Here is a 22,053-nt window from a genome sequence, read left to right as displayed (position 1 = left end):
GTCAACTGCCGGGGCAAGTCTATTGCTTAGGGCAATCATTTGACAATACACGCGCTCGCTACGCCAGCCATCGTTACGCGGCGGTGCCGCTGATACCGAACAATTCCAGCTTCAACCCTTTTATGCCAGACGGCACATAAATCGCAATCGCCTGGGCCTTGATCATGCCGTCATAAATACCGCCCTTGTTATCGATGGAAAAGTAATACGTGTTTGGCCGCACCGGCACTTCGGCGGGAACCTGCGCCAGATGGCGCAACTCGGCCCCCGGCAGCGCGCGGCCCAGCAATAGTTCGATATTGTCCGGAGATGAAATCTTGAACTGCAACGGCACCGTGGCGACCAGTTCCAGCGCCGGCATATCGGCGTTTACCGCAAGACAGAGTTCGGTCTGACGGTCGATGCGCGCAGCATCGAGCAAGCCGTGATAATGGGTGTTTTGTTGCGCGTCGTTGGACAGTGGAATCGGGAAGTAACGCGACAGGAGAACAGTATCGATCAGGTCGCGAATGATGCCATCGAGCTTGCCGAAACCGGGCGCCGCGTCATCGTGAGAATAAGCGGGCAAGTCGCTCAGTGTGTATTTTTTCGAAAACGTCATCAAGCCACCGGCCAATGCCATCAATTTTTCAAACAAATACACGGGATGGTGGCGCCGGTAACTGGCGCAATGACTGAGCATGGCGCTGGCCGTGCTCAAGGTATGGAGCATCCAGAACGAGGAAACATCCCCGCCATGAAATTCCACCGTATTGTTACCAGGCTGACGGTGGCGGCTGTACAACGCCTCAATCTTCGCGCCCATGCGCTCGATCAGGGAATCGAGCAGTTTCTGCAGCGAGGAATCGGCACTGATGGTCAGGCCAGGCGGCATGAAGGCGGCATCGATTTCAAAGCTGCCATTGCCAGCGCGGTACAAACGGATCACAGGGATGGCAAGGTAATCATTCAGGGGCTCCAGTTGCGACAGCAGATACACGCGTTTCTTCAGGTAGGCGACGTCTATGCTGACCGCCTCGCTGTACAGGTCCGGGGTTTCGATATCCGCCTGTGCATAGCGCGCGCCTGCGGAGCTCACATTGCCGCCATGTGCCTGCAGTGCGGGCAGCGCGGCATAAAAGGTAAAACTATGTTCGCTGGCTGGCAGCCTGGACAGGTCAACCGCACTGGGCAATACGTCGCCAAGCGGCGCCTCAAACAGTTCGCCATCCTGAAAGACGAGCGACATGGCGTCCGCCCGCAGGCTATTGTTGGCCAGCGCATCCATATTCCAGCTGACACCATGCACGCCCCATAAATGTGGATTGATCAATGAAGCCAGACGCTGCAGGCGCGCTTCATGGTAGCGGTCCAGCTGCTGGAATTGCTGGGGACCGATGGCCAGGCCTTCGGACCAGAGCAATTTGGATGGCAATGTCATTGCGTTCTCCCTATTGAGCGTTGGAATCTTTCTGCCTTGCCAGTCTGATGTTGCCAGCGTGGAGGTCATTGATGTTGCGCAGCAACCTTGTTCAATTATTTGCGCAAACGCAATTTACCCTTGAGCAAAGGCTCGGATACTGGCCATTCCACCGCCAGGACACAGGAAGAGAGATGGAGGACTTGCTGCCGTATTTCGAACGCGAGCTGGTGATGCTGCGGCGGCATTGCCGTGAATTCTCCGAACGCTATCCGAGAATCGCCGGTAAATTGCACATGTCCGGCGAGTCGTGCGAAGATCCCCACGTGGAACATTTGATCGAATCGGTGGCCATGCTGGCGGCACGTATCTCAAAACGGCTCGATGACGACTATCCGCAATTTACGGAAGCCCTGTTCGAAGCCCTGTTCCCGCATTATCTGCGCCCCTTTCCATCGTGCAGCATCGTGTGCCAGCCCGCCCCGGCGGCTGGTGCGGGCGTATTGCACTTGCCGGCCGGCAGTGAAATGGATGCAACGCCTGTACGTGGCGTGCGCTGCCGCTTCAAGACGGTCTACGACATGACGACCGGCGCATCGCTACTGGACAGCGCCGTTTTCGATGCGATGATCAAGGCGCCGCCGGGCGTGCGCCTGCCGGCATCGGCCAGTTGCTCGCTGAACATCGGCATCCTGCATCCCGGTGCGGCGCCCGCATCGCTGCGCGTTTTCATCGATGGCGAAGCTTCTTTGTCCGCTGCATTGCGCGATGCCCTGTTCATGCATACCGTCTGCGCATTCGTGTCGACCGACGCGGTGCAATGGATGGCCTTGCCTGCCGTGCCCTTGACGCCCGTCGGCTTCGCCGACACGGATGCCTTGATACCTTTCGGTGCTCGCTCGCAGCCGGCCTACCGCATCCTGAGCGAGTATTTTGCCTATCCGGAAAAATTCAATTTCTTTGACATCGATACCGCGGCGCTGGGCGCCGCCCTGCCGCCTGGCAGCCAGCGCCTTACCCTGCATCTGTGCATGGCCGGCTTGCGCTCCGATTCCGCCACGGCGCGCATGTTGTCCAGCATTTCCAGCGAAAACCTGAAGCTGGGCTGCAGTCCCGCGGTCAATCTCTTCCGCCAGGAAGGCGTGCCGATTTCCGTCACCCGGCAGAAAACCGACTACTCCGTGCTGGCCCATGCCACCCATGCGCATGGCTACGAAGTCGTCACTGTCTATGCGGTGCGTTTGCTGCGCCAACGCGGCGGCGAAAGCACGCTGACGGAATTTCGCCCGCTGTACAGCCTGCGCCATGGGGAGGGTGCGTCTCAACAAGGTCATTACTGGGTCTTGCGCCACGATACGGCGCTGGCCATCAACAGTCCGGGTCACGAAAAGAAAATCACGCTGGTCGACGGCGACTTCAATCCCCTGATCCATGAAAAGGCCAGCCTGTCGCTGTCGCTGACATGCAGCAACCGCGATCTTCCCCTTGCGCTCAAATACGGCCAGCCGCAAGGAGACCTGCAGCCATGCGCTGGCGGCCCGGCACTGCACATGCTGCGACGCCCCAGCCAGCCGCGCCGCTTCTCACCTGGCGCGGGCCTGCACTGGCGCCTGATTTCGCACCTGACGCTGAATCATCACGCGCTGGTCCAGGAGGGCCTGCCGGCGCTGCGCGAAATGCTGACGCTGTACGACCTGTCCCGATCGGCGACCTCGCAACGCCAGATCGGCGGTATCGCCGCGCTGGCCCACTCGCCGACCACGACATGGCTGCGGCACCGGCGCGGCACCTCGCTGGCGCATGGCGTGGAGGTACGCATCACGCTGGACGAGGAAGCCTTTATCGGCAGCGGCATGCACCTGTTTGTACAGGTGATCGATCACTTCCTTGGGCTGTATGTGCAAATCAACAGTTTCATCGAACTGGTGGTGCTGTCACTGCAAAGCGGAGAGGAGCTGATCCGATGCAAACCAAGAAGCGGACTGCAGAATCTGGTGTAGTCCAACACTTGCTCGCCGAACCTTACCGCTATCAGTTCGTGCAGGCGGTGCGTATTCTGCTGTGCTGGCTACGCCGGCAGAATGTGTCCCATGCGCAAGCCTTCGGCCAGGTGCTGCGCTTCAAGAACAGCCTGTCCTTGAGTTTTCCGGCCAGTGAAATCGAGCAGCTCTCGCTCGACGAGCATGAACAACTGATCCTGATACCGGCTTTCATGCGGTTTCTGGGCGTCGGCGGCACTTTGCCCTTGCACCACTCGGAACGCATCGCCGCCTACCGCTTGTCGAGCAAGGACGCCGGCGTCTCGGCCTTCCTCGATATCTTTTCGCACCGCATGCTCACGCTGTATTACGCGGCGTGTGAAAAGTATCGGCTGGAATCCATGCTCCAGACCCAGGCAAAGGACGAGCAACTACTGTTGTTGTCGGCACTGGCCGGCGTGCAGCGCGATGCTCTGCCGTCGAGCGCCGAACCTGATGCCGTGACACAGGACGTCGCGGCCTGGTACGCGGGTCTGCTGCGCTGCCGCCCCGTCTCCGCGCAAGCGATTGCCCCCGTGCTGGCCGAATACTGCGGCGTACCCGTCGCCCTGCAACAATTTGTCGGTGGCTGGGACTATCTGGAAAAAACCGGCGCAGCCTGCTGGGCAGTATCAACTTCACCCTGGCGCGCGGCGCAACGCTCGGCCTGCGGCTGTGGCGCCAGGACATGCGCGTCTGCCTGCATATCGGCCCATTGGATCCCGCCGGTCTGCAACGCTTCCTGCCGCGCAGCGCAGGTGCGGCGGCACTGGCGAAGATGCTGGCGCTGTTTGGCGTACCGGATTTGCAATACGAAGTGCGGCTGATACTGAGTCCGCCATGCATCAAGCCCCTGCTCCTGAGCGCCAGCCCTTCAAACAGGCGGCGCCTGGGCTGGACGACGTTCTTGCAGACGCCACAAGGCAAGGTACGCGGCGCCGAGGTGCGCTATTTGCTGCAGCTGGACTGAACAGTTCATCCCTGGAAAGCGAGGCAAGCATGAAACATGCGGGACGCGGCGTCATCCGGCTCGGAGACGCAACCGATCACGGCGGCAAGGTCACCAGCGCATCGTCCGGCAGCACCGTGATGGGGAAGACGGCGGCGCTGGCCGATGACATGACTTTTTGCCCGAAGTGCAAGGGCAGCTTTCCCATCACGCCGGACGGCGCCGGCGCAAAACACATGGGCAAACCGTACGCCTATGACGGCGATGCCACCGCCTGCGGCGCCCGCCTGATCACATCGCTATAAGGGAGGCAGGCCATGCATGCAAGCATCCAGGCGGCGCTATCGGCCTTCGACCTCGCCGCGCAAGAGCGGCGCCTGCTGAAGATCGATTTCCCCCATGACGATGGACCGGATGGCGCCATACTGCTGGTCAATTCGCTGACCGCCAGGGAAGAAGTATCGCGCGACTTCCGTTTCGAGGCCGAGCTGCTGTCGGACGACGCGCACATCGCGCTCAAGGCCATGATGGGCCGCATGGTGAGCATTTCCATGGTGCGCGACGATGGCACGCTGCGCCACTTTAACGGCTATGTGGGCGAATTTTGCCTGCTGCGCGCAGACGGCGGCTTCGCCTGGTACCGCATGGTGCTGCAACCGTGGCTGGCCTTTGCCCGGCTGCGCCAGGACAACGTCTCCTTTCATGGCCAAAGCGTGATGCAGCTGACCGAAACAACGTTTGCGCACTACGGGCAGCGCGACTGGAAAACCAGCATCCATGGCGACGATCCGCAGATCACTTGCGCCAACCAGCACAATGAAACCGACTACAACCACCTGCACCGGCGCTGGGAAGCCCTCGGTTGGCATTACTGGTACGAACACCGTGCCGATGGCCACACCTTGTGGCTCGCAGACAATAGCACCCTGGCGGACATGATCGCCACGGCATCCGGCGACGGCGCCATGCGCTTCCACTCCGCGTCGGGCTCCATGGAAGACGATGGCCTGCAACAATGGCAAGCCATGCGCCGGATCGGCTCCGGGCAGCTGACCTTGGCCAGTTTCGACTATAAGAATCCGCAACCACGCCTTGCCAGCGGCTACTCCCTGAATCACCAGGGCGATGTCTTTGCGCACGAATTGTATGAAAACACGGGTGCCTATGGCTACAGGAATGTCGATGACGGGGAGTCTCTGGCACAGCGCCGCATGGAAGAAAGCGACCATCTGCGCCAGTATTTCGAGGCGGCAGGCAATCACCGTGGCGCACAGCCCGGCCTTTGCTTCCGGCTCGATGGACATTTCAGCGCCGAGGAAAAGCGCTATCAGCCTGGCCAGGAGCGCCCGGACAGTATTGCCGAACGCGAGTACCTGATCCTGTCAGTGGTGCATATCGCCAGCAACAATTATCAGGCGGGCCCCAGCGCTCCATCGGATTATGCGAACACGCTCGTGTGCGTGCGGCGGGACATCCGCTGGCGCCCGGGGCGCGGCTACAACAGCACACCGTGCGTGGTTGCCGGCGTGCAGACGGCGCTGGTGGTCGGGCCGGCCGGGGAAGACATCCATACCGATGCACTGGGACGCATCCGCCTGCAATTTCACTGGGACCGCCTGGGGAAATTCGATGAACGCAGCTCGCCATGGATACGGGTCATGATGCCGATGGCGGGAGCGCAAATGGGACAGATCGCCTTGCCACGCGTGGGCCAGGAAGTCGTCGTGCAATTCCAGGACGGCAATATCGACCACCCCATCGTCATCGGCGTGGTCTACAACAGCGCCAATCCGCCGCCGTGGCAATTGCCGCAGCAGCGCGCGCTGTCCGGCGTGCGCAGCCGCGAACTGGGCGCCCGCAGCGCCAACCACCTGGTACTCGACGACACCAAGGGCGCGATCCAGGCACAGCTGCGCAGCGAACACCAGGACAGCCGGCTGTCATTGGGCAACATCACCCGCATCGACGACAACGCCGGCCGCAAGGAAGCGCGCGGCGCGGGTTTTGAATTGGCCAGCAATGCCTGGGGCGCCCTGCGCGCTGCCAAAGGCATGCTGATCACCACAGAGACACCGGCAGGCGCCGCGTCGATCAAACAGCTCGACGAAACGCAGTCCCGCCTGGCGCAGGCACGCCAACTGCATGAGGGACTGGCCGGCATGGCCGTCGACGCAGGCGCGCAGGACAGTACCGCACAACAGGGCGCCGTGGCAGACGCCATCCAGCGGCAAAACGCCGCCATCAAGGGCAGCGGCGGCGATTTCCCGGAACTGTCCGAAGCACATCTGGTGCTGGCCAGCCCGGCCGGCATCGAACTGAGCACGGCCCAGTCCATCCACCTGGCCGCCAGCGAGCATGTGGCGCTCAGCAGCAGCAAGCATATTTCACTCGCCAGCGGCGACAGCATGTTTGCCAGCATCGCCAAGAGCTTCAGCCTGTTCGTGCACAAGGCCGGCATGAAGCTGATCGCGGCCAGCGGCAAGGTAGCCATCGAGGCCCAGAGCGACGAGGTGGAAATCCTCGCGCAGAAAGTGCTATCGCTGATCAGCGAAGCGGACTGGGTCAACATCAAGGGCAAGAAAGGCGTACGCCTGCACGGCGCCAACCACATGCTGGAAATCAGCGACAAGGTGCAGTTCTTCACCTCCTCGCCCGTGCTCTTCAATGGCAACCTGGAAACCCTGGCGCCGAAGAGCGTGTCGCAGGAATTTAATGAACGACCACACAGCAGTTTTGACCAGGAAGTGTTGCTGGTGAATGCCGACGATACACCGGCCGCTGGCCTTGCTTTTGAAATCCTGCGCGATGACGGCAACATGGCCGGCAAAAGCGCGGAAGACGGTTCCACGCAACTACAAAAATCCACGGGCATGGACAGCTACATCATTCGCTATAAGGGAGAACTGCCATGAGTGACAACGATGAGCTGAACCAACGAGGTAATCATCCAAGACAATTTACACAGGGTGTGGGCGGATGGGCGGAATACGCGGTGCAGATGACCAAGACCAGCGACACGGCACGTCATGAGCTCGCCAAGCCACCAGGCAAAGTGATACCGATCATTTTTCTGCCAGGCGTCATGGGCAGCAACTTACGTATGTCCAAGGTGCGGCAAAAACAGTTGGAGCGCCCGGACAATCGAGCATGGCGACCGGACGACTTGATGGGGGTGGGAGGAATGGCAGATGTTGCCGCCGGAACTGGTTTGGGCGGATGGTTCAGAGAGGCTACGCCTCAACAACGTCAATTGGTGTTTGATCCCAATGAAACAGAAGTCGAATACTACCATTACACAGAAAACAATGGGCGATTTGACGCGGAGGGACCAGAAACAATGGCTTCCGATATGCGACATCAGAATGTTCCTGACAGTCTGACACCCATCCCTCCCCTGATGGGCTCGAACAGAATCAACCCCGGCAGTCGTCCTGTTCAAGGGAAACCGCAAGCGTTCGCAACTCCAGCGCAGGTAGCGCGATGGCGCGGCTGGAGCGAAGTGCTATTTGATGGAGCTTATGGCTCCATGCTCCAACACACTGAAAAGCACATGAACAATATAGTGTTAGGCGGGAAGCTGCATCCAGTCTGGCGCGGGACAAGTGGCTTGGGTGCGTCGGTGATGAAAGATCCTTCCACGTTTGGTGGCGTATCAAGCAATCCCATAACGGAAGAAGACTTGAAAAAAATCGCGGCATGCTGGTATCCAGTTCACGCGATGGGCTACAACTTTGTGCAGAGCAATGGCGTCACTGCCGTGACAATTACCAAACGCATAAGAGGCTTGGTCAAAGGTTATCGCGAGCGAGGATTCAAATGTCATGAAGTCATTCTGGTCACGCACAGCATGGGTGGCTTGCTGGCCCGCGCCTTGATACACCCTGACTATGGAAAAATAGTCAACGATAAGGACCTGACCATACTTGGCATTTATCACAGTGTTATGCCAGCCATCGGTGCCGCCGGAGCATATAAACGCATGCGCTTCGGTTTTCAGGAAAAAGACACTACTGCGGGTGAATACGAAGCAGAGGTACTTGGCATCAATGGCATCCATGCGACAGCCATTCTGGCGAATGCTCCGGCACCGCTGGAGATGATGCCTGGCGTCGTCTACGGTGAAAAATGGCTCAGGGTGGTAGATCAGCAAGACAAAGAACTGTGGAGCTGGCCGCGCGAGGGTGCTACAGCATTGGATGCTATTTACTTGCAGCCACCGAATGCGTGGTGGCGGCTTATAAATCCAAAATGGATAAATCCGGCAAACATCGACAAAAAAGTGGAGGTGGCCTTGATAATGTCAAGTATAGGCTTAACGATGCATTCAAATTCTTGAACTCAATAAAAGAAACTTTTCACACCACCACTTTTGCAAGCTACTGCGCCTCGCCAAAGAGGTTAAGTTATGGAAATGTCGTATTTAAAGTAATTGAAGGACTCAACAGCGGACTATCAGTTTCTAAGGAAAGTCAAAATTTACCTCCGCCTGAAAAATGGACACTACTTGAAGACAATGCTAAAAATGAGCTTGTTGTTCAAGCTACCCCTCGAAAATTACGATTAAAGCTAATGCCAGCCAGTGCCGCTGGCGATGACACAGTCCCATCAAAAGATTTAGAAAAGTGCTTTAAAAAAGAAAGATTATTCATTCACGGGGTAAAAGATGGTACTGATTATGGGCATCAAGATAGCTATTCAAATCCCAATGTACTTACCTCAATGCTGTATTCCATCATACAAATCGCAAAAACCTCAAAGTGGACTTGATCATGTTTAATCAAAAAAATATTAATTCTTTTCACCACCATTGCAATATTTGGATTGTTTCAACCTTGCAAAGCACGAAGTACCATCGAGGAGAATGCCGTGTCAGAAAATATCGCTCTTACTAAACGTCTTGAAGTGCTCTTTCTGCAAACGAAATTAGCATGTTTTGGGCGTTATGCCCTGCGCATACCGCAAGAGGCTGAATTGATTTCTGGCGGGGTATCCCTTCCATCAACGATTGGAATAAGAACTGATGGATTAGAAGGGAGGGACATACAGGTTTTAGAGGATGTTGAAAAAATAAAGCTCAATAATCCAACCTCGGAAATTATCTACAACGGCATAGGCCCAATTGAAGACAGTTGGCAGATTCAGTATTTTGAAAATGAATATACCAAAAAAGAAGGTGATATATATTTCAACACATATATCACAAAAAGAAACATCACATTTACGATAGGAGATTCGACCCCAGAAGGCCAAAGCAAGCAAAGTGCCGAACAAAAACAAGTAGTTCGCGCAAAAAATTTACATCTACGCAAAGAAGATGAGATACCATCCGAATCCGGCAACTGCATTCCTTATGGATTCATTTTTGATAATAGTTATAACGAACAAGAAATAGTCAATACAGGACTTTACCTCCCCAGCCTCCCAGATGTAACATTCTCCGTCAGCTCGAATAAGAACGCTTATGGTGATTACTCACCTGCTGAGTTCGAAAAGAATGTGAGAGGTGACCTTTCCTTAATTCACCGAATTCAGCAAGCAAAACACCGGCAAGGCAATCGCTATCCCAAGCGAACCCTGCTACGCGAGGGCAAACGCAACGTCCAGCACTGGCAGGGGAGGAATCGCTGATACGACGAACAGATGGCGTGCACGATTTTGAATGGGCCCTGGTCGGCAAACCGCGCGATGTCGCGAATCCATCTGTGCTGGAGGTGCACATGTACACGAAGGTTGCCCACAACACCGTCGGCGCCGCCGAAGCCGCGTCGCTGACGGACCAGGAGGCGATCGCATTGTGGGACAAGCTGCTGTCCGGCCTGAAGTTCCGGGTGAAAGTGCCGGGCGCGCCGCCGGGCTCGTACTACATCGATCCGGACAAGCCGGCGCAGTGACGGCCAGGTAAGCGTGGCATCAGCATAACTAGCCGAATGCAGTCATCGTACTTTTGTCCGGGAAGCCTTCATGCTCACCTTGTGTACCACCCGACCTTCCGACTTTGCCGCACAAGAGCCGCATCTGCTGAAACCCGTCTTCCTTCAGATGCCAAATTTCTTTCCGACGACGCATATATCACTCTCGAGGCCAAGTGGTGCTGGCGCTCAGGATAGCACCGGACAACAAGGCTCCGCCGCAGGCGATTTCCCGGAGCTGTCCGAACCACATTTGCTGCTGGCCAGCCCGGCAGGCACCGAACTGAGCACGGCCCAGTCCATCCACCTGGCCGCCAGCGAGCATGTGGCGCTCACCAGCAGCAAGCATATTTCACTCGCCAGCGGCGACAGCATGTTTTCCAGCATCGCCAGCTACATCATTCGCTATAAGGGAGAACTGCCATGAGCAAATGTGACGACTTGAATAAGCGCGGCAATCATCCTGCAAAGTTTAGCCAGGGCGTGGGAGGCTGGGCGGAACTCGCTGTTTCGATGACGGAAACAAAAGATACTGCTCGGCATGACGTCACCGTGCCGCCAGGCAAAGTCATTCCTGTCATTTTCCTGCCAGGCGTGATGGGCAGCAATCTAAGGATGAGCAAGGTTCGCCAAGAAGAATTGCGCCGTCCAGACAATCGGGCTTGGCGACCAGACGATATGATGGGTGCGGGAGGCAAGACGGCGGTCCTCACAGGCAACGGCTTGGGTGGCTGGTTCAAAGATGCATCGCCACGGCAGCGTCAATTGGTGTTCGATCCCACAGAAACCGAAGTCGAGTATTACCACTATACCGAGAGCAATAGCCGCTTCGATCCAGATGGTGCGGAAACCAAAGCCGCAGATGCACGGCATCAAAATGTGCCTGACAGCTTTACCCCCATTCCTCCTCTGATGGGAACGAACAGGATAGCGACAACATCACGCCCGAATCAAGGCAAAGCCTGCTCGTATCAAAGCCCAGCACAAATAGCACGTTGGCGCGGATGGAGTGAAGTGTTATTTGCTGGTGCGTACGGAACAATGTTGCGGGCTGCCGAATTGCATCTCAATAACATGATTTCCGACGGTAAGCCACATCCTGTCTGGCGTCAAACAAGTGGCCTTGGCGCACTGCTTTTGCAAGATCCAGAAAATTTTGGCGCGTCATCTGGGAAAGCCATTACCGTCAGCGATTTAAAGAAAATTTCTCCTTGCTGGTATCCAGTGCATGCGATGGGTTATAACTTTATCAAGAGCAATGGGGTATCCGCCGTCACTATTGCAGAGCGACTACGCGGCCTTGTCAAAGGCTACCAGCAACGCGGATTCAAATGTAACGAAGTCATCATCGTCACACATAGCATGGGGGGCTTGCTGGCCCGTGCATTGATACACCCCAGCTATGGAAATATGTTAGACGATAAAGATGTGAAAATTCTGGGCATTTATCACAACGTGATGCCGACCATTGGCGCCGCAGGAGCGTATAAACGCATGCGTTTTGGTTTTCAGGAAAGAGAAGGTTCCATTGCCGAAATAGAGGCCAGCATTCTAGGAATCAATGGTGTACATGCTATCGCCATTCTGGCTAACGCACCGGCGCCACTGGAAATGTTGCCAGGTGCGGCATATGGCCAGAATTGGCTGAAAATTGTAGATGCACAGGATAAAGTTTTATGGAGCTGGCCTCGCGATAAGGCCACTGCACTGAAAAGCATTTACCTTCAACCCGCCAATGCGTGGTGGAGGCTAATCAATCCAAAATGGGTAAACCCCGCAGACCTTCCTTATGAAAAAGGTGGGGGTATAGAAAGAACAATGGAGAGAATAACATCCGCTTCAAAATTTCTATCGTCCATAGAAAAAAATTCCACCCAAAGACTTATGCAAGCTATTGCGCTTCCCGAAATTTTTTAAGTTACGGCGACGTCGTATTTAAATTAATTGAAGGTCTTCATAGTGGCTCAAATGATCCGTGGAATAAATTCGAGCCGTTACCTGAAAAATGGAAGTTACTTGAAGATGATGCAAAGGGACAACTCCTGGTCCAGGCCGGAGGTAAATTCTTAAAGTTAAGGCTACAAGCAGCTAATGCACGCGGTGATGGAACGGTGCCGTCAGACCGTTCTGCCCGGCATATCACAGGCACACTTTTCGTACATGGCACGGCGGAAGCGAACGGTTATGAACACCAGAACAGCTACGCCGATACAAATGTAATGGCATCCATGCTGTATTCCATCGTACAAATTGCCAAGACGGCAAAATGGGAGTAAGCCATGAACAATAAGATAGAGAAAACAATTTTCCTCACGATTACGGTTATTGCGATGGTATTCCTATCCGCCTATGCGAAAAAATTCAGCCAAGGAGATCACAATGCCTGAAAATTTCAAAATCAGCAAACGCCTGGAGACACTATTCTTAAAAACAAAAATAGTATGCTTCGGGCGCTATGCCCTAGAGGTTCCGCAAGAAGCACAACTCATATCAGGAGGGACAACAATTCTTTCGGAAATCAAGACCATACCAGGCGGAATAACAGAAAAAAACGAACGCATAGCAGAAGAAATTGAAAAAATAAAAAAGATGACCCAACCTCTGAAATCACATACAATGGAAAAGGTCCAATAGAAAATAGCTGGCAACTTCAATACTATGATGGAGAATTCTCCAAAGAAGGCGGGCGTTTAATCTTCAAAACCTACATCACAAAAGGAAACCATATATTCATTCTTGACGGATCAACACGAAAAGGTGAAACAATAGCAGATTCCATAGAAAATCAAATGGTCCGCGCTAATAACTTACGTCTGCGCGATGAAAATGAAGTTCCCAAGGAACCTGGCTATTGCGTCAAAAATGGTTTCATGACCGATAACAAATATGATAGTCAGGAAATGGCAGATGCAGGCCTGTATTTCCCCAGCTTTCCAGACGTGACTTTTTCCATCACATCAAATAAAAATGCCTACGGTGACTATCCTCCTGCCGAATATGATGCAAAAGTACGCGGGAAATTATCATTACTTGCTCGCATCCAGGAAGCAAAAGACCAGCAAGGCAAGAATTATCCCGCTCGTACTCTGCTACGCGAGGGCAAACGTGACGTGCAGCACTGGCATGGCGAGGAATCGTTGATACGGCGTACCGATGGCGTGCATGATTTTGAATGGACACTGGTGGGTACGCCGCGCGATATCGCTTATCCAGCGGTATTGGAAGCATCCATGTACACCAAAGTCGCCCACAACATGGTCGGCGCAGCCGAAGCCGCGTCGCTGACCGACGAAGAGGCGATTGCCTTGTGGGACAAGCTGCTGTCGGGCTTGAAGTTCCGTGTGAAGGTGCCGGGTGCGCCGCCGGGTTCGTATTACTTCGATCCGGACAAGCCGGCGCAGTGACAATTGACAAATTCATGCTGGCGCCGTGCAAGCCGTTGCGCTAGCATGCTCCTTTTGCCCGGAAAACCCCCATGCCCATCACCCTGCGCCCCGCCCTGCCCTCTGATATCGACGCCCTGTGGGCCCTGCGCACGGTAGCCGTGCGCGTCAGTTGCGCCACGCACTATGCGCCGGAACAGATCGACGCGTGGACGGCCTCGCCCGTGCCGGCATCGTATGGCGCCATGCTGGCTGCCGGTGGCGGCATCGTGGCGATGCAGGACGGGGCCATCGCCGGCTATGCCATGCTCGATGCGGACAAGCAGGAAGTCGATGCCGTATTCGTCGATCCCGCGCGCGCGGGACTCGGTATCGGCAAGCGGCTGCTGGCGGCGCTGGAGCAGCTGGCGCGCGGGCGCGGCATCGTGCGCCTGCACCTGTCTGCCTCGCTCAATGCGGAGCCGTTTTACCGGGCTGCCGGTTTTGTTGCCTTGCGCGCGGAAGCGTATGCGCACCCGAGCGGCATCAGCCTGGCCAGCGTGGCGATGGAAAAGGCGCTGACGGCGGCCTGAGCCTTCAGTCTTCTGCCGCAGCAGCGCCTGCCTCGGACTCGGCCAGGCATTGCTGCAGCTTGGCGATCAGGGCGCGCACTTCGTCGTCGCCCAGGTCCAGCGGGTCGCCGTGCGCGCCGACGGCGATCAGGCAGATGGCCGAACCGTCGTACCAGGCATCCAGGCGATCCTTGTCTTCATTCATATTGTTCCGCCTCACCGTGCAAATCCATCAATAGATCAGCCGGCGCCGCGATGGCACCCGGTCCTTGCGGCACGGGGAACACGGACGCCAGTTGGCCGTTGCCCGCCATGCCGGGCAGCCATTTTGCCAAGAGATCGTCGAGCGCGATGGCGCGGGGCTGGAAATGTTCCCACTCGCCGCCGGCGCACGCTTGCGCGAACGCCGCTTCCGGCCAGAACGGTATCGCCACCTTGCCATGGGCTTGCGCCGTGGCCCAGCCGTCATGGTGCAAACCCCATACTTCTTGCGTATCGGCCACCTTGCGCACGAAATAGCCATGGCGTTCGGCGGACGGCAGGCCCGCCACCTGCTTGAACTTTTCAGGGTGCACGGTTTCCCCCTGCCTCGTCCCATACCCGCAGCTGCGGCGTGCACCAGCCCGTCACCAGGTCGAGGGCATCCAGTATCATGTCTTCCCGCGCCTCATCCTGCGCGCCGTCCTGCGCAGACGCGCGCAATTCCTGCAGCAAGCCGGCCACTTGCGCCGCCGTCACGCCGCTGGCCTTGTAGCGCAGCAGGATGGCGCGCAGCGTCAATAAACCTGCCCTGGCGTCCAGTGCGGCCAGCAAGTCCCTGTCGATCTCGGCGATGATGGTGTGCGGCATGTCAATCCGCCTCCCAGGCGATGGCGGCCGGCCGCGCGCCGCCCGTCCTGAAAAAATCGGCAAAGGCATGCTGGCAGTGTTCCACGTCCACGCACCACGCTTCCGGATATTCGTCCACCTGGCCATTCGCCAGCAAATAGCTGCAAACGCCGTCCGCCTCCTCGTCGCCCAGCGAGTGAAAACTCAGGTCGTCCTGCCCCGACAGATACATCAGCCAGGCGTTGCCGCCATTGCGCAGCATGCACAGGGCCGGGCCCTGCTCCGCATCGGTCGCCATGGTCATCCACAGTTCGCACTGCGCCAGGGCGCGCGCGTCGGTCAGCGCCTGTTCCAGCGCAAGGATATCGTCGACGGCGCGTGCTTCGCCATGCAGGTTCAATTCCATCGTCATGTTTTGCTCCCGCTCAAATCGTTCATCGCCAGCGCCGTGCTCAGGTACAGCTTGCCGCTCAGCTCTTGCAGCAGGCTGCTCTGGCGCAGGCGGTCCATCACGGGCCCCTTCACCTCGGCCAGGTTCAGGCTGATGCCGCGCTTGGCCAGTGCGCTGTTGAGCTCGATCAAACCCAGCAAGGCCGTGCTGTCGATCTGGTTGACGGCCGACAGCACCAGCACCAGGTGGCGCGCCGTCGGATGTCCCCGCAACTCGTCTTCCACGCGCTCCGTGACGGCTTCCACATTGCCGAAGAACAGGCCCGCATCTATGCGCAGCAGCAAGACGTCGGGCAGGGTTTGCGCCTCGTAGCGCTCCACGTTGCGGAAGTGCTCGCTGTTCGGGATACGCCCCAGCACGGCGATATGGGGACGGCTGGCGCGCCAGATCAGGGTGCCCATCGACAGCAGCACGCCGATCACCACGCCCGCTTCCACGCCCAGCACCAGCACGCCGGCCGTCGTCGCCAGCAGGGCCAGCGCATCGCTGCGGTCGTAGCGCCACGACAGTTTCAAGGTATCCCAGTCCAGCAGGCTGCTGACGGCAAAGATGATGGTGGCGGCCAGCACGGGCAGCGGCAGCAGGGCCAGCCAGCCCGTGGGCGCCACCAGCGCCAGCGCCAGCAGGCCCGCCGTGATGATGCTGGCCAGGGGCGTGTTGGCGCCCGCCTGGAAATTGACGGCCGAGCGGGAAATCGAGCCCGTGACGGGAAAGCCGCCCGACAGCGCGCTGGCCACGTTGGCCGCGCCCAGGCCCAGCAGTTCCCGGTTCGTGTGCAGTTTTTCACCGCGTTTTTGCGCCAGGGTCTGGGCGGCGGACATGCTCATCAAAAAGATGATAAAGGCGATCAGCAGCGCCGGCGACAGCAGGGTGCGCCAATGGGCGCCGGACGTGGCCAGGTTCAGGCCCGGCAAGCCGCTGGGCACGTGGCCCGTCGTCTGCACGCCCATCGCTGCCAGGCCGCCATAGGCGACGAGCGCGATGCCGGCCAGCACCAGCGCCATCGGCGCCAGGCGCGCGCCCACGTCGGCCGCGACTTTATTCAGGCCGCAGCGCTGCAGCAGGCGCGACAGGTAAAGCTTGGCCAGCCACAGGAACAGCAGGCCGGACAGCCCCAGCACGAGGCTGGGCGCGTGCCAGTGAGGAAGCGTTGCGCCCAGCAGGGGCGTGATCTGGCCCCAGATGATCAGGATCGCCGCGCCGTTGCTGAAACCGCTGATCACGGGGCGCGACAAAAAGCTGGCCATGAAGCCGAGGCGCAGCACGCCGCACAGCAGCAGGACGAGGCCGCTGATGAAGGCCAGCTGGGCGGCCAGCACGATGTACAGCGAGGAGCCGGGGTCGGCCAGCGGCGCCAGAGCGGCGGCCGTCATCAGCGAGACGATGGCCATGGGGCCCACCGATTGCGTCATGCTGCTGCCGAACAAGGCATACAGCACGGGCGGCAAGATGCTGGCGTAGATGCCGACCACGGGCGGCAAGCCCGCCACCAGCGCGTAAGCCATGCCTTGCGGCACCATCATCATGGCGACAACGATACCGGCGGTGATGTCCCCGGCCAACAGAGGACGCCGGTATTGCCTGAGCCAAAGCAGCATGATGCGATCCCAAAATCTGAAAACCGAAGCCTATCATGCGACGAGGCCGGCTGACAGGGGGAAAGCCATCAGTCTGGCAGCAATTGCGCCTTCACGGCATCGAGGATTTCCATCGACAGCGCTTCGTCATCGACGGAGCGGGCCAGCACCATGGCGCCCACCATGGCGGCAAACGTGGCGATCGCCTGCTGGCGCCGTTCCGCCGGCGCGCCGTCGGGCAACAAGCCTTCCAGCAGCGCGAACTGCTGCCGCGTGGCTTGCGTAAACACGGGGCGCGCGCCGGGCGACATGCGCGCCACGTCGACGCCCATGGCCGCCGCCGGGCAACCTCCGCCGGGCTGGTCGCGGTGCCGGGTGGTCAGGTAGCTGTCTATAATCGCCGGCAGCGCCCGCTGCGGGTCGCTGGCAACCTTCGCCCGCCAGCCTTCCAGCGATTTCTCCAGGGCATGCTGGCACGCCTCGATCATCAAGTCTTCCTTGGACGCGAAATGGCCGTAGAAGCCGCCATGCGTGAGGCCCGCGTTCTTCATCAGGTCGGCCACGCCGATGCCGTCATAGCCCTTTTCGCGGAACAATCTTGCCGCCACGTCGACGATGCGCTCGCGGTTCAGCGCCGCCTGCTCCCTGCTCACTTTCATGCTGCCCTCCTACATTTATGTCAATCATCATATAACTTTACGCCCGTTTGCGCCACTCTGTTAGCAAGCGCACCGTTTGATGCCGGCGCCGCGCAGATACTGGATCTTCGTTTCCAGGGAGGCCAGCATGAACGAAAACAAGGACCAGTCCGCCGGCAACTTGCAGCGCGCCATCCAGCAAGAGCAGGATGGCCGCGATGCCGCCAAGCCAGACCAGGAAAGCAAGCCCCCGTGCAGACGGGCAGCCGCAGCCAGCCGGCGCCTCCCCTGCCCGCCCAGCACCTGGACAAGCCGGGCATCGAAGCGCAGATGGCATTGAAACCCCGCTTCCTGGCGCCCGACTACTGCGGCAGCGGCAAGCTGGCCGGCATGGTGGCCGTCATCACGGGCGGCGATTCTGGCATCGGCCGCGCCGTGGCCGTGCTGTATGCGCGCGAGGGGGCCGACGTAGCCATCATTTACCTGAACGAACATGCGGACGCCAACGAAACGAAGCGCTACGTGGAAGCGGAAGGCCAGAGCTGCCTCTTGATTCCCGGCGACGTGCGCGACCAGGGCTTTTGCCAGCAAGCCGTCAGCCAGGTGCTGGACAAGTTCACGCACATCGACGTGCTGGTGAACAACGCCGCCTTCCAGGAACACGCCGAATCCTTGCTGGACCTGAGCGAAGAGCGCTTCGACCTCACCATGAAGACCAATGTCTACGGCTACTTTCACATGGCCAAGGCCGTGCTGCCCCATTTGCAGCGGGGCGCGTCCATCATCAACACGGGGTCCGTGACGGGTTTGCAGGGCTCGAAACACCTGCTCGACTATTCCACCACCAAGGGCGCCATCCATGCGTTCACCATGGCGCTGGCAGGCAACCTGCTGGACAAGGGCATCCGCGTCAACGCCATCGCGCCCGGCCCCGTCTGGACGCCGCTCAATCCGGCCGACAAGTCGCCCGAGGAGATCCAGAAATTCGGCCAGGACACGGACATGCGCCGCCCGGCCCAGCCCGAGGAACTGTCGCCCGCCTACGTCTTCCTGGCCTCGCCCGCCTGTTCCAGCTACATCAGCGGCATCGTCCTGCCCGTCACCGGCACGGTGGGAGACTAGGCCATGGCGCGCGCACTGTGGAAAGGCGCCATCAGCTTCGGCCTCGTGCACATCCCCGTCGAGCTGATTTCTGCCAGCCTCGACCATGAACTGGACTTGTCCATGCTGGACCGGCGCGACTTCGCCCCCATCGGCTACAAGCGCTACAACAAGCAGACGGGCAAGGAAGTCGAGTGGGACGACATCATCAAGGGCTATGAATACAAGACGGACGAATACGTGGTGCTGTCCGACGAGGATTTAAGGCAGGCGAACGTGAAGGCCACGCAAACCATAGCCATATTGACCTTTGTCGATGCGGCGGAGGTGCCGCTGACCTTTTACGAGCACCCGTATTACCTGCTGCCCGCCAAGGGCGGCGAAAAAGTCTATGCCTTGCTGCGCGAAACCTTGCGCAAGGCCAACAAAGTGGGTATCGCCAGCGTAGTCATGCGCACCAAGCAGCATTTGTGCGCGCTCGTCTGCGTGGACGACGCCATCGTGCTCAACACCCTGCGCTACGCCGATGAGCTCCGCGCCACGGACGACCTGGACTTGCCCGCCAGCAACCTGAAGGCGGCCGGCATTTCCGACAAGGAACTCAAAATGGCCCTGTCGCTCGTGGAAGGCATGAGCGAAGCGTGGGAACCGGAGCAATACCACGACAGCTACCGCGAAGACGTGCTGGCGCTGGTCAAGAAGAAAATCAAGGCGAAACAGACCAAGACCATCACCCCGCCCGCGCCCGCGCCGGAAGAAGAGCACGGCAGCAATGTGATCGACCTGGTCGCCCTGCTGCAGCAAAGCCTGGGCAAGAAGGCGCCCGCCGCGCCGGCACGCAAGCGGACGGCCTCGTCCCCCGCCCGCAAAGCGGCGCCCGCCAGGCGCAAGGCGGCCTGAACCGCCTTACCGGCCCGGGAGCAGCGTCAATACTATAAATGCATTGACTTTGATCAAGCTTCTCGCTACGTTATGCACAGGCCTGCCAGCCGGCAAGCCCTGTCACGCGTGCGGAAAAAATGGATGCCGAGTTAGATCAGCTTATCCTCAGCGGCGCCCCTGGCGGCGTCGTCATCACGAACGAAGAGCATGCCGTCGTGCGCTGGACGGTGGGTGCCCAGCGCATCTTCGGCTATGCCAGCGACGAGGCGCTGGGCCGCACGCTGTGGGAGCTGATCTCTCTGCCAGGACAAGCCGAAGCGGCCCTGCTGATCGACGAACAGCTGACCCTGCACGGCAGCTACGACCGCGAATCGCTGCGGCGGCGCAAGGATGGCGAACTTATCCACGTCGATGTGGCGTGCCAGGCCGCACAGGCCGGGGCGGATGCCCCCGCTACCTGATTTCCACCATGAAGGACACGACCTTGCTGAAGGCGGCGCGCGACGCCCAGTTCGTCGAGGTACGCTATCGCGTGCTGTTCGAATCGACGCCGGACAGCGTCATCATGGTCAATGCCACGGGCGCCATCGTGCTGGTCAACCAGCAGGCGCAGCGCCTGTTCGGCTACGCGGAAGGCGAATTGAACGGCAGGCAAATCGATAGTCTGCTGCCGCAACGCCTGCGCCATTCGCACGTGGCGCACCGCGCCCGCTATTTCGACCAGCCCCGCACGCGCACCATGGGCGCCGACCTGGAATTGCTGGGCTTGCGCAAGGACAACGTCGAGTTCCCCGTCGAAATCAGCCTCTCGCCCATCCAGACGGAGATCGGCACCTTCGTCATCAGCGCCATCCGCGACGTCAGCGACCGCCGCCGGGCCGAGCAGAAGTTCCGCGGCCTGCTCGAATCGGCGCCGGACGCCATCGTCATCGTCAACGGCGACGGCGAAATCGTGCTCGTCAACTCGCAGACGGAACGCCTGTTCGGCTATTCGCGCGCGGAGTTACTCGGACGCAATGTGGAAGTGCTGATCCCGGCCCGCTACGCGCACGACCATCCGCGCCACCGCCATGCGTTTTCCACGGCGCCGCGCGCCCGCTCCATGGGCGCAGGGCTGGAACTGTATGGCTTGCGCCGCGACGGCACCGAATTCCCCGTCGAAATCAGCCTGTCGCCGCTGGAAACGGACGAAGGCGTGCTCGTGTCGTCGGCCATCCGCGACATCTCCGAGCGCAAGCGCATCGAACGCACGCTCAACGAACAGAAAGTCGAACTGGAGCGGGCCAGCCAGGCGAAGGACCGCTTTCTCACCAGCATGTCGCACGAGCTGCGCACGCCGCTGAACGCCATCCTCGGCTTTGCCCAGCTGCTGGCCAACGAAGCCCTGCCCGCGACCGTGCTGCAAAAACGCACCTTCGTGCAAAACATCGTCACCTCGGGCCGCCACCTGCTCACCCTGATCAATGAAATCCTCGACCTGGCGAAGATCGAATCAGGCAGCCTGAGCCTGTCGATGGAAGCGGTGACGCTGCCCGGGCTGATCGAGGAAGTGCGCGTGATGGTGGAAGAACAGGCGCAGCAGCGCCAGATCCACCTGATCTTTCCGGCCTGCGACGCGCTGACGCTCAGGGCCGACCATACGCGCCTCAAGCAAGTGCTGCTGAACCTGCTGTCGAACGCCATCAAATACAACCGCCCGGCCGGCAAGGTGGAGCTGGAAATTTCGCAGCCCGATGCGCTGTGCGTGCGCATCGCCATCCGCGATACGGGCAAGGGGCTGGACGACGCGCAGATGGCCGAATTGTTCCAGCCGTTTAACCGCCTGGGGCAGGAGGCCGGCAGCGAAGAAGGCACAGGCATCGGCCTGGTCGTCACCAAGCGCCTGGTCGAACTGATGGGCGGCCGCATGGGCGTGCACAGCTGCCTCGGCGTGGGCAGCGTGTTCTGGATCGAGCTCGACACCATGGCCGCGCCGCCCGACAGCACGCCGCTGGACACGGAGGGGCTATCCGAGCCTGCCGGCGAAACCGGGGACGAGGTCAACGGCCAGGCCCTGCTGCTGTACGTGGAAGACAATCCGGCCAGCCTGCGCCTGGTGGAAGACATCGTCAGCTTCCTGCCCCATCTGCGCATGATCTCGGCCACGGACGCGCGCCAGGGCATCGCGCTGGCGCTGGAACGCCATCCCGATGTCATCCTGATGGATATCAACCTGCCCGGCATGAATGGCAACCAGGCGCAGCGCATCCTGCGCAACGATCCGCGCACGGCGCACATTCCCGTCATCGCGCTGACGGCCAACGCCATGAAGGACGACATCCGGCATGGCCTGGCCGCGGGTTTTTCCGCTACCTGACCAAACCCGTC

The 22,053-nt window shown here is 59.1% G+C and carries 20 protein-coding genes and 3 pseudogenes; 16 read left to right on the top strand and 7 right to left on the bottom strand.

The genetic code is table 11. The annotated features are described in order from the left end of the window. Positions 1 to 73 precede the first annotated feature (73 nt). A complete protein-coding gene (tssK, locus tag ACRHIG_RS14135) occupies positions 74 to 1,420 on the bottom strand; it encodes a type VI secretion system baseplate subunit TssK (protein ID WP_475413981.1) in 1,347 nt (448 codons plus the stop codon). 173 nt (positions 1,421 to 1,593) lie between these two features. Here tssK and tssF point away from each other — a divergent pair, with 173 nt between their 5' ends. The 12 genes and pseudogenes from tssF (at position 1,594) to ACRHIG_RS14075 (ending at position 14,230) form a co-directional block, all read left to right on the top strand. Then, the gene (tssF, locus tag ACRHIG_RS14130) at positions 1,594 to 3,399 is read left to right on the top strand and encodes a type VI secretion system baseplate subunit TssF (RefSeq protein WP_489630533.1); all 1,806 of its coding nucleotides are present in this window, start codon (positions 1,594 to 1,596) and stop codon (positions 3,397 to 3,399) included. Continuing rightward, positions 3,363 to 4,387 (top strand): annotated as a pseudogene (gene tssG, locus ACRHIG_RS14125) (type VI secretion system baseplate subunit TssG). The gene tssF and the pseudogene tssG overlap by 37 nt, the downstream one beginning before the upstream one ends. A gap of 29 nt (positions 4,388 to 4,416) precedes the next feature. Further along, on the top strand, positions 4,417 to 4,671 hold the full coding sequence (locus ACRHIG_RS14120; RefSeq protein ID WP_070219429.1) for a PAAR domain-containing protein: 255 nt from the start codon (positions 4,417 to 4,419) through the stop codon (positions 4,669 to 4,671). A gap of 12 nt (positions 4,672 to 4,683) precedes the next feature. Further along, positions 4,684 to 7,278, top strand: coding sequence for a type VI secretion system Vgr family protein (locus ACRHIG_RS14115; RefSeq protein ID WP_489630532.1), 2,595 nt, complete (start codon positions 4,684 to 4,686; stop codon positions 7,276 to 7,278). Further along, the gene (locus ACRHIG_RS14110) at positions 7,275 to 8,702 is read left to right on the top strand and encodes a lipase family protein (RefSeq protein WP_489630531.1); all 1,428 of its coding nucleotides are present in this window, start codon (positions 7,275 to 7,277) and stop codon (positions 8,700 to 8,702) included. Before ACRHIG_RS14115 ends, ACRHIG_RS14110 begins: the two co-directional genes overlap by 4 nt. Further along, entirely contained in the window at positions 8,699 to 9,133 is a 435-nt protein-coding gene (locus ACRHIG_RS14105) for a hypothetical protein (RefSeq protein WP_489630530.1), read from the top strand. The genes ACRHIG_RS14110 and ACRHIG_RS14105 overlap by 4 nt, the downstream gene beginning before the upstream one ends. Before the next feature lie 99 nt (positions 9,134 to 9,232). Then, positions 9,233 to 10,257 (top strand): annotated as a pseudogene (locus tag ACRHIG_RS14100) (T6SS immunity protein Tli4 family protein). Between the two features lie 70 nt (positions 10,258 to 10,327). Continuing rightward, a complete protein-coding gene (locus ACRHIG_RS14095) occupies positions 10,328 to 10,702 on the top strand; it encodes a DUF2345 domain-containing protein (RefSeq protein WP_489630529.1) in 375 nt (124 codons plus the stop codon). Next, entirely contained in the window at positions 10,699 to 12,192 is a 1,494-nt protein-coding gene (locus ACRHIG_RS14090) for an esterase/lipase family protein (protein WP_489630528.1), read from the top strand. The genes ACRHIG_RS14095 and ACRHIG_RS14090 overlap by 4 nt, the downstream gene beginning before the upstream one ends. A 462-nt stretch (positions 12,193 to 12,654) precedes the next feature. Then, positions 12,655 to 12,909 carry a hypothetical protein gene (locus ACRHIG_RS14085; RefSeq protein WP_489630527.1) on the top strand — a complete coding sequence of 85 codons (255 nt, stop codon included), beginning with the start codon at positions 12,655 to 12,657 and terminating at the stop codon, positions 12,907 to 12,909. A gap of 155 nt (positions 12,910 to 13,064) precedes the next feature. Next, entirely contained in the window at positions 13,065 to 13,679 is a 615-nt protein-coding gene (locus ACRHIG_RS14080) for a T6SS immunity protein Tli4 family protein (RefSeq protein ID WP_489630526.1), read from the top strand. A gap of 71 nt (positions 13,680 to 13,750) precedes the next feature. Then, positions 13,751 to 14,230 (top strand): GNAT family N-acetyltransferase, encoded by a 480-nt coding sequence (locus ACRHIG_RS14075; RefSeq protein ID WP_489630525.1) that lies wholly within the window; start codon positions 13,751 to 13,753, stop codon positions 14,228 to 14,230. Positions 14,231 to 14,234: 4 nt separating this feature from the next. On the opposite strand, the gene ACRHIG_RS14070 is transcribed toward ACRHIG_RS14075, so the two are convergent. From ACRHIG_RS14070 to ACRHIG_RS14045, 6 genes are all read right to left on the bottom strand, one after another. Further along, positions 14,235 to 14,414: a hypothetical protein gene (locus ACRHIG_RS14070; RefSeq protein WP_489630524.1), complete on the bottom strand. Its 180-nt coding sequence runs from the start codon at positions 14,412 to 14,414 to the stop codon at positions 14,235 to 14,237. Beyond that, positions 14,407 to 14,784, bottom strand: a complete 378-nt coding sequence (locus ACRHIG_RS14065; RefSeq protein WP_489630523.1) for a DUF2750 domain-containing protein — start codon at positions 14,782 to 14,784, stop codon at positions 14,407 to 14,409. The genes ACRHIG_RS14070 and ACRHIG_RS14065 overlap by 8 nt, the downstream gene beginning before the upstream one ends. Then, on the bottom strand, positions 14,774 to 15,058 hold the full coding sequence (locus ACRHIG_RS14060; RefSeq protein ID WP_489630522.1) for a hypothetical protein: 285 nt from the start codon (positions 15,056 to 15,058) through the stop codon (positions 14,774 to 14,776). Before ACRHIG_RS14060 ends, ACRHIG_RS14065 begins: the two co-directional genes overlap by 11 nt. Position 15,059: 1 nt before the next feature. Beyond that, positions 15,060 to 15,449: an Imm1 family immunity protein gene (locus tag ACRHIG_RS14055; protein WP_475413994.1), complete on the bottom strand. Its 390-nt coding sequence runs from the start codon at positions 15,447 to 15,449 to the stop codon at positions 15,060 to 15,062. Beyond that, on the bottom strand, positions 15,446 to 17,086 hold the full coding sequence (locus ACRHIG_RS14050; protein ID WP_489630521.1) for a SulP family inorganic anion transporter: 1,641 nt from the start codon (positions 17,084 to 17,086) through the stop codon (positions 15,446 to 15,448). The genes ACRHIG_RS14055 and ACRHIG_RS14050 overlap by 4 nt, the downstream gene beginning before the upstream one ends. Before the next feature lie 68 nt (positions 17,087 to 17,154). Then, complete coding sequence (locus tag ACRHIG_RS14045; protein WP_489630520.1) at positions 17,155 to 17,724, bottom strand: TetR/AcrR family transcriptional regulator; 570 nt, start codon at positions 17,722 to 17,724, stop codon at positions 17,155 to 17,157. Positions 17,725 to 17,851: 127 nt separating this feature from the next. On the opposite strand from ACRHIG_RS14045, the pseudogene ACRHIG_RS14040 reads away from it, so the two are divergent. The 4 genes and pseudogenes from ACRHIG_RS14040 to ACRHIG_RS14025 all read left to right on the top strand — a co-directional run bounded on the left by ACRHIG_RS14040 (position 17,852) and on the right by ACRHIG_RS14025 (position 22,042). Continuing rightward, positions 17,852 to 18,825: pseudogene (locus ACRHIG_RS14040) on the top strand (SDR family oxidoreductase). 3 nt (positions 18,826 to 18,828) lie between these two features. Next, complete coding sequence (gene ku, locus ACRHIG_RS14035; RefSeq protein WP_475413998.1) at positions 18,829 to 19,704, top strand: non-homologous end joining protein Ku; 876 nt, start codon at positions 18,829 to 18,831, stop codon at positions 19,702 to 19,704. Positions 19,705 to 19,823: 119 nt separating this feature from the next. Further along, a complete protein-coding gene (locus ACRHIG_RS14030; RefSeq protein ID WP_489630519.1) occupies positions 19,824 to 20,147 on the top strand; it encodes a PAS domain S-box protein in 324 nt (107 codons plus the stop codon). Between the two features lie 8 nt (positions 20,148 to 20,155). Continuing rightward, entirely contained in the window at positions 20,156 to 22,042 is a 1,887-nt protein-coding gene (locus tag ACRHIG_RS14025) for a PAS domain S-box protein (RefSeq protein ID WP_489630518.1), read from the top strand. Positions 22,043 to 22,053: the final 11 nt, after the last annotated feature.

Source organism: Janthinobacterium sp. C22 (assembly GCF_057919405.1).
This window is presented reverse-complemented; position numbering and strand designations above follow the sequence as displayed.

Excerpts from the sequence above, each read along its gene's own strand:
- ACRHIG_RS14060 (WP_489630522.1), bottom strand. The coding sequence starts at position 15,058 with ATGCCGCACACCATCATCGCCGAGATCGACAGGGACTTGCTGGCCGCA.
- ACRHIG_RS14120 (WP_070219429.1), top strand. The coding sequence starts at position 4,417 with ATGAAACATGCGGGACGCGGCGTCATCCGGCTCGGAGACGCAACCGAT.
- ACRHIG_RS14090 (WP_489630528.1), top strand. The coding sequence starts at position 10,699 with ATGAGCAAATGTGACGACTTGAATAAGCGCGGCAATCATCCTGCAAAG.
- ACRHIG_RS14075 (WP_489630525.1), top strand. The coding sequence starts at position 13,751 with ATGCCCATCACCCTGCGCCCCGCCCTGCCCTCTGATATCGACGCCCTG.
- ACRHIG_RS14030 (WP_489630519.1), top strand. The coding sequence starts at position 19,824 with ATGGATGCCGAGTTAGATCAGCTTATCCTCAGCGGCGCCCCTGGCGGC.
- tssF (WP_489630533.1), top strand. The coding sequence starts at position 1,594 with ATGGAGGACTTGCTGCCGTATTTCGAACGCGAGCTGGTGATGCTGCGG.
- ACRHIG_RS14050 (WP_489630521.1), bottom strand. The coding sequence starts at position 17,086 with ATGCTGCTTTGGCTCAGGCAATACCGGCGTCCTCTGTTGGCCGGGGAC.
- ACRHIG_RS14110 (WP_489630531.1), top strand. The coding sequence starts at position 7,275 with ATGAGTGACAACGATGAGCTGAACCAACGAGGTAATCATCCAAGACAA.
- ACRHIG_RS14115 (WP_489630532.1), top strand. The coding sequence starts at position 4,684 with ATGCATGCAAGCATCCAGGCGGCGCTATCGGCCTTCGACCTCGCCGCG.
- ACRHIG_RS14070 (WP_489630524.1), bottom strand. The coding sequence starts at position 14,414 with ATGAATGAAGACAAGGATCGCCTGGATGCCTGGTACGACGGTTCGGCC.
- ACRHIG_RS14045 (WP_489630520.1), bottom strand. The coding sequence starts at position 17,724 with ATGAAAGTGAGCAGGGAGCAGGCGGCGCTGAACCGCGAGCGCATCGTC.
- ACRHIG_RS14080 (WP_489630526.1), top strand. The coding sequence starts at position 13,065 with ATGGTCCGCGCTAATAACTTACGTCTGCGCGATGAAAATGAAGTTCCC.
- ACRHIG_RS14025 (WP_489630518.1), top strand. The coding sequence starts at position 20,156 with ATGAAGGACACGACCTTGCTGAAGGCGGCGCGCGACGCCCAGTTCGTC.
- ACRHIG_RS14055 (WP_475413994.1), bottom strand. The coding sequence starts at position 15,449 with ATGACGATGGAATTGAACCTGCATGGCGAAGCACGCGCCGTCGACGAT.
- ACRHIG_RS14085 (WP_489630527.1), top strand. The coding sequence starts at position 12,655 with ATGCCTGAAAATTTCAAAATCAGCAAACGCCTGGAGACACTATTCTTA.
- tssK (WP_475413981.1), bottom strand. The coding sequence starts at position 1,420 with ATGACATTGCCATCCAAATTGCTCTGGTCCGAAGGCCTGGCCATCGGT.
- ku (WP_475413998.1), top strand. The coding sequence starts at position 18,829 with ATGGCGCGCGCACTGTGGAAAGGCGCCATCAGCTTCGGCCTCGTGCAC.
- ACRHIG_RS14095 (WP_489630529.1), top strand. The coding sequence starts at position 10,328 with ATGCTCACCTTGTGTACCACCCGACCTTCCGACTTTGCCGCACAAGAG.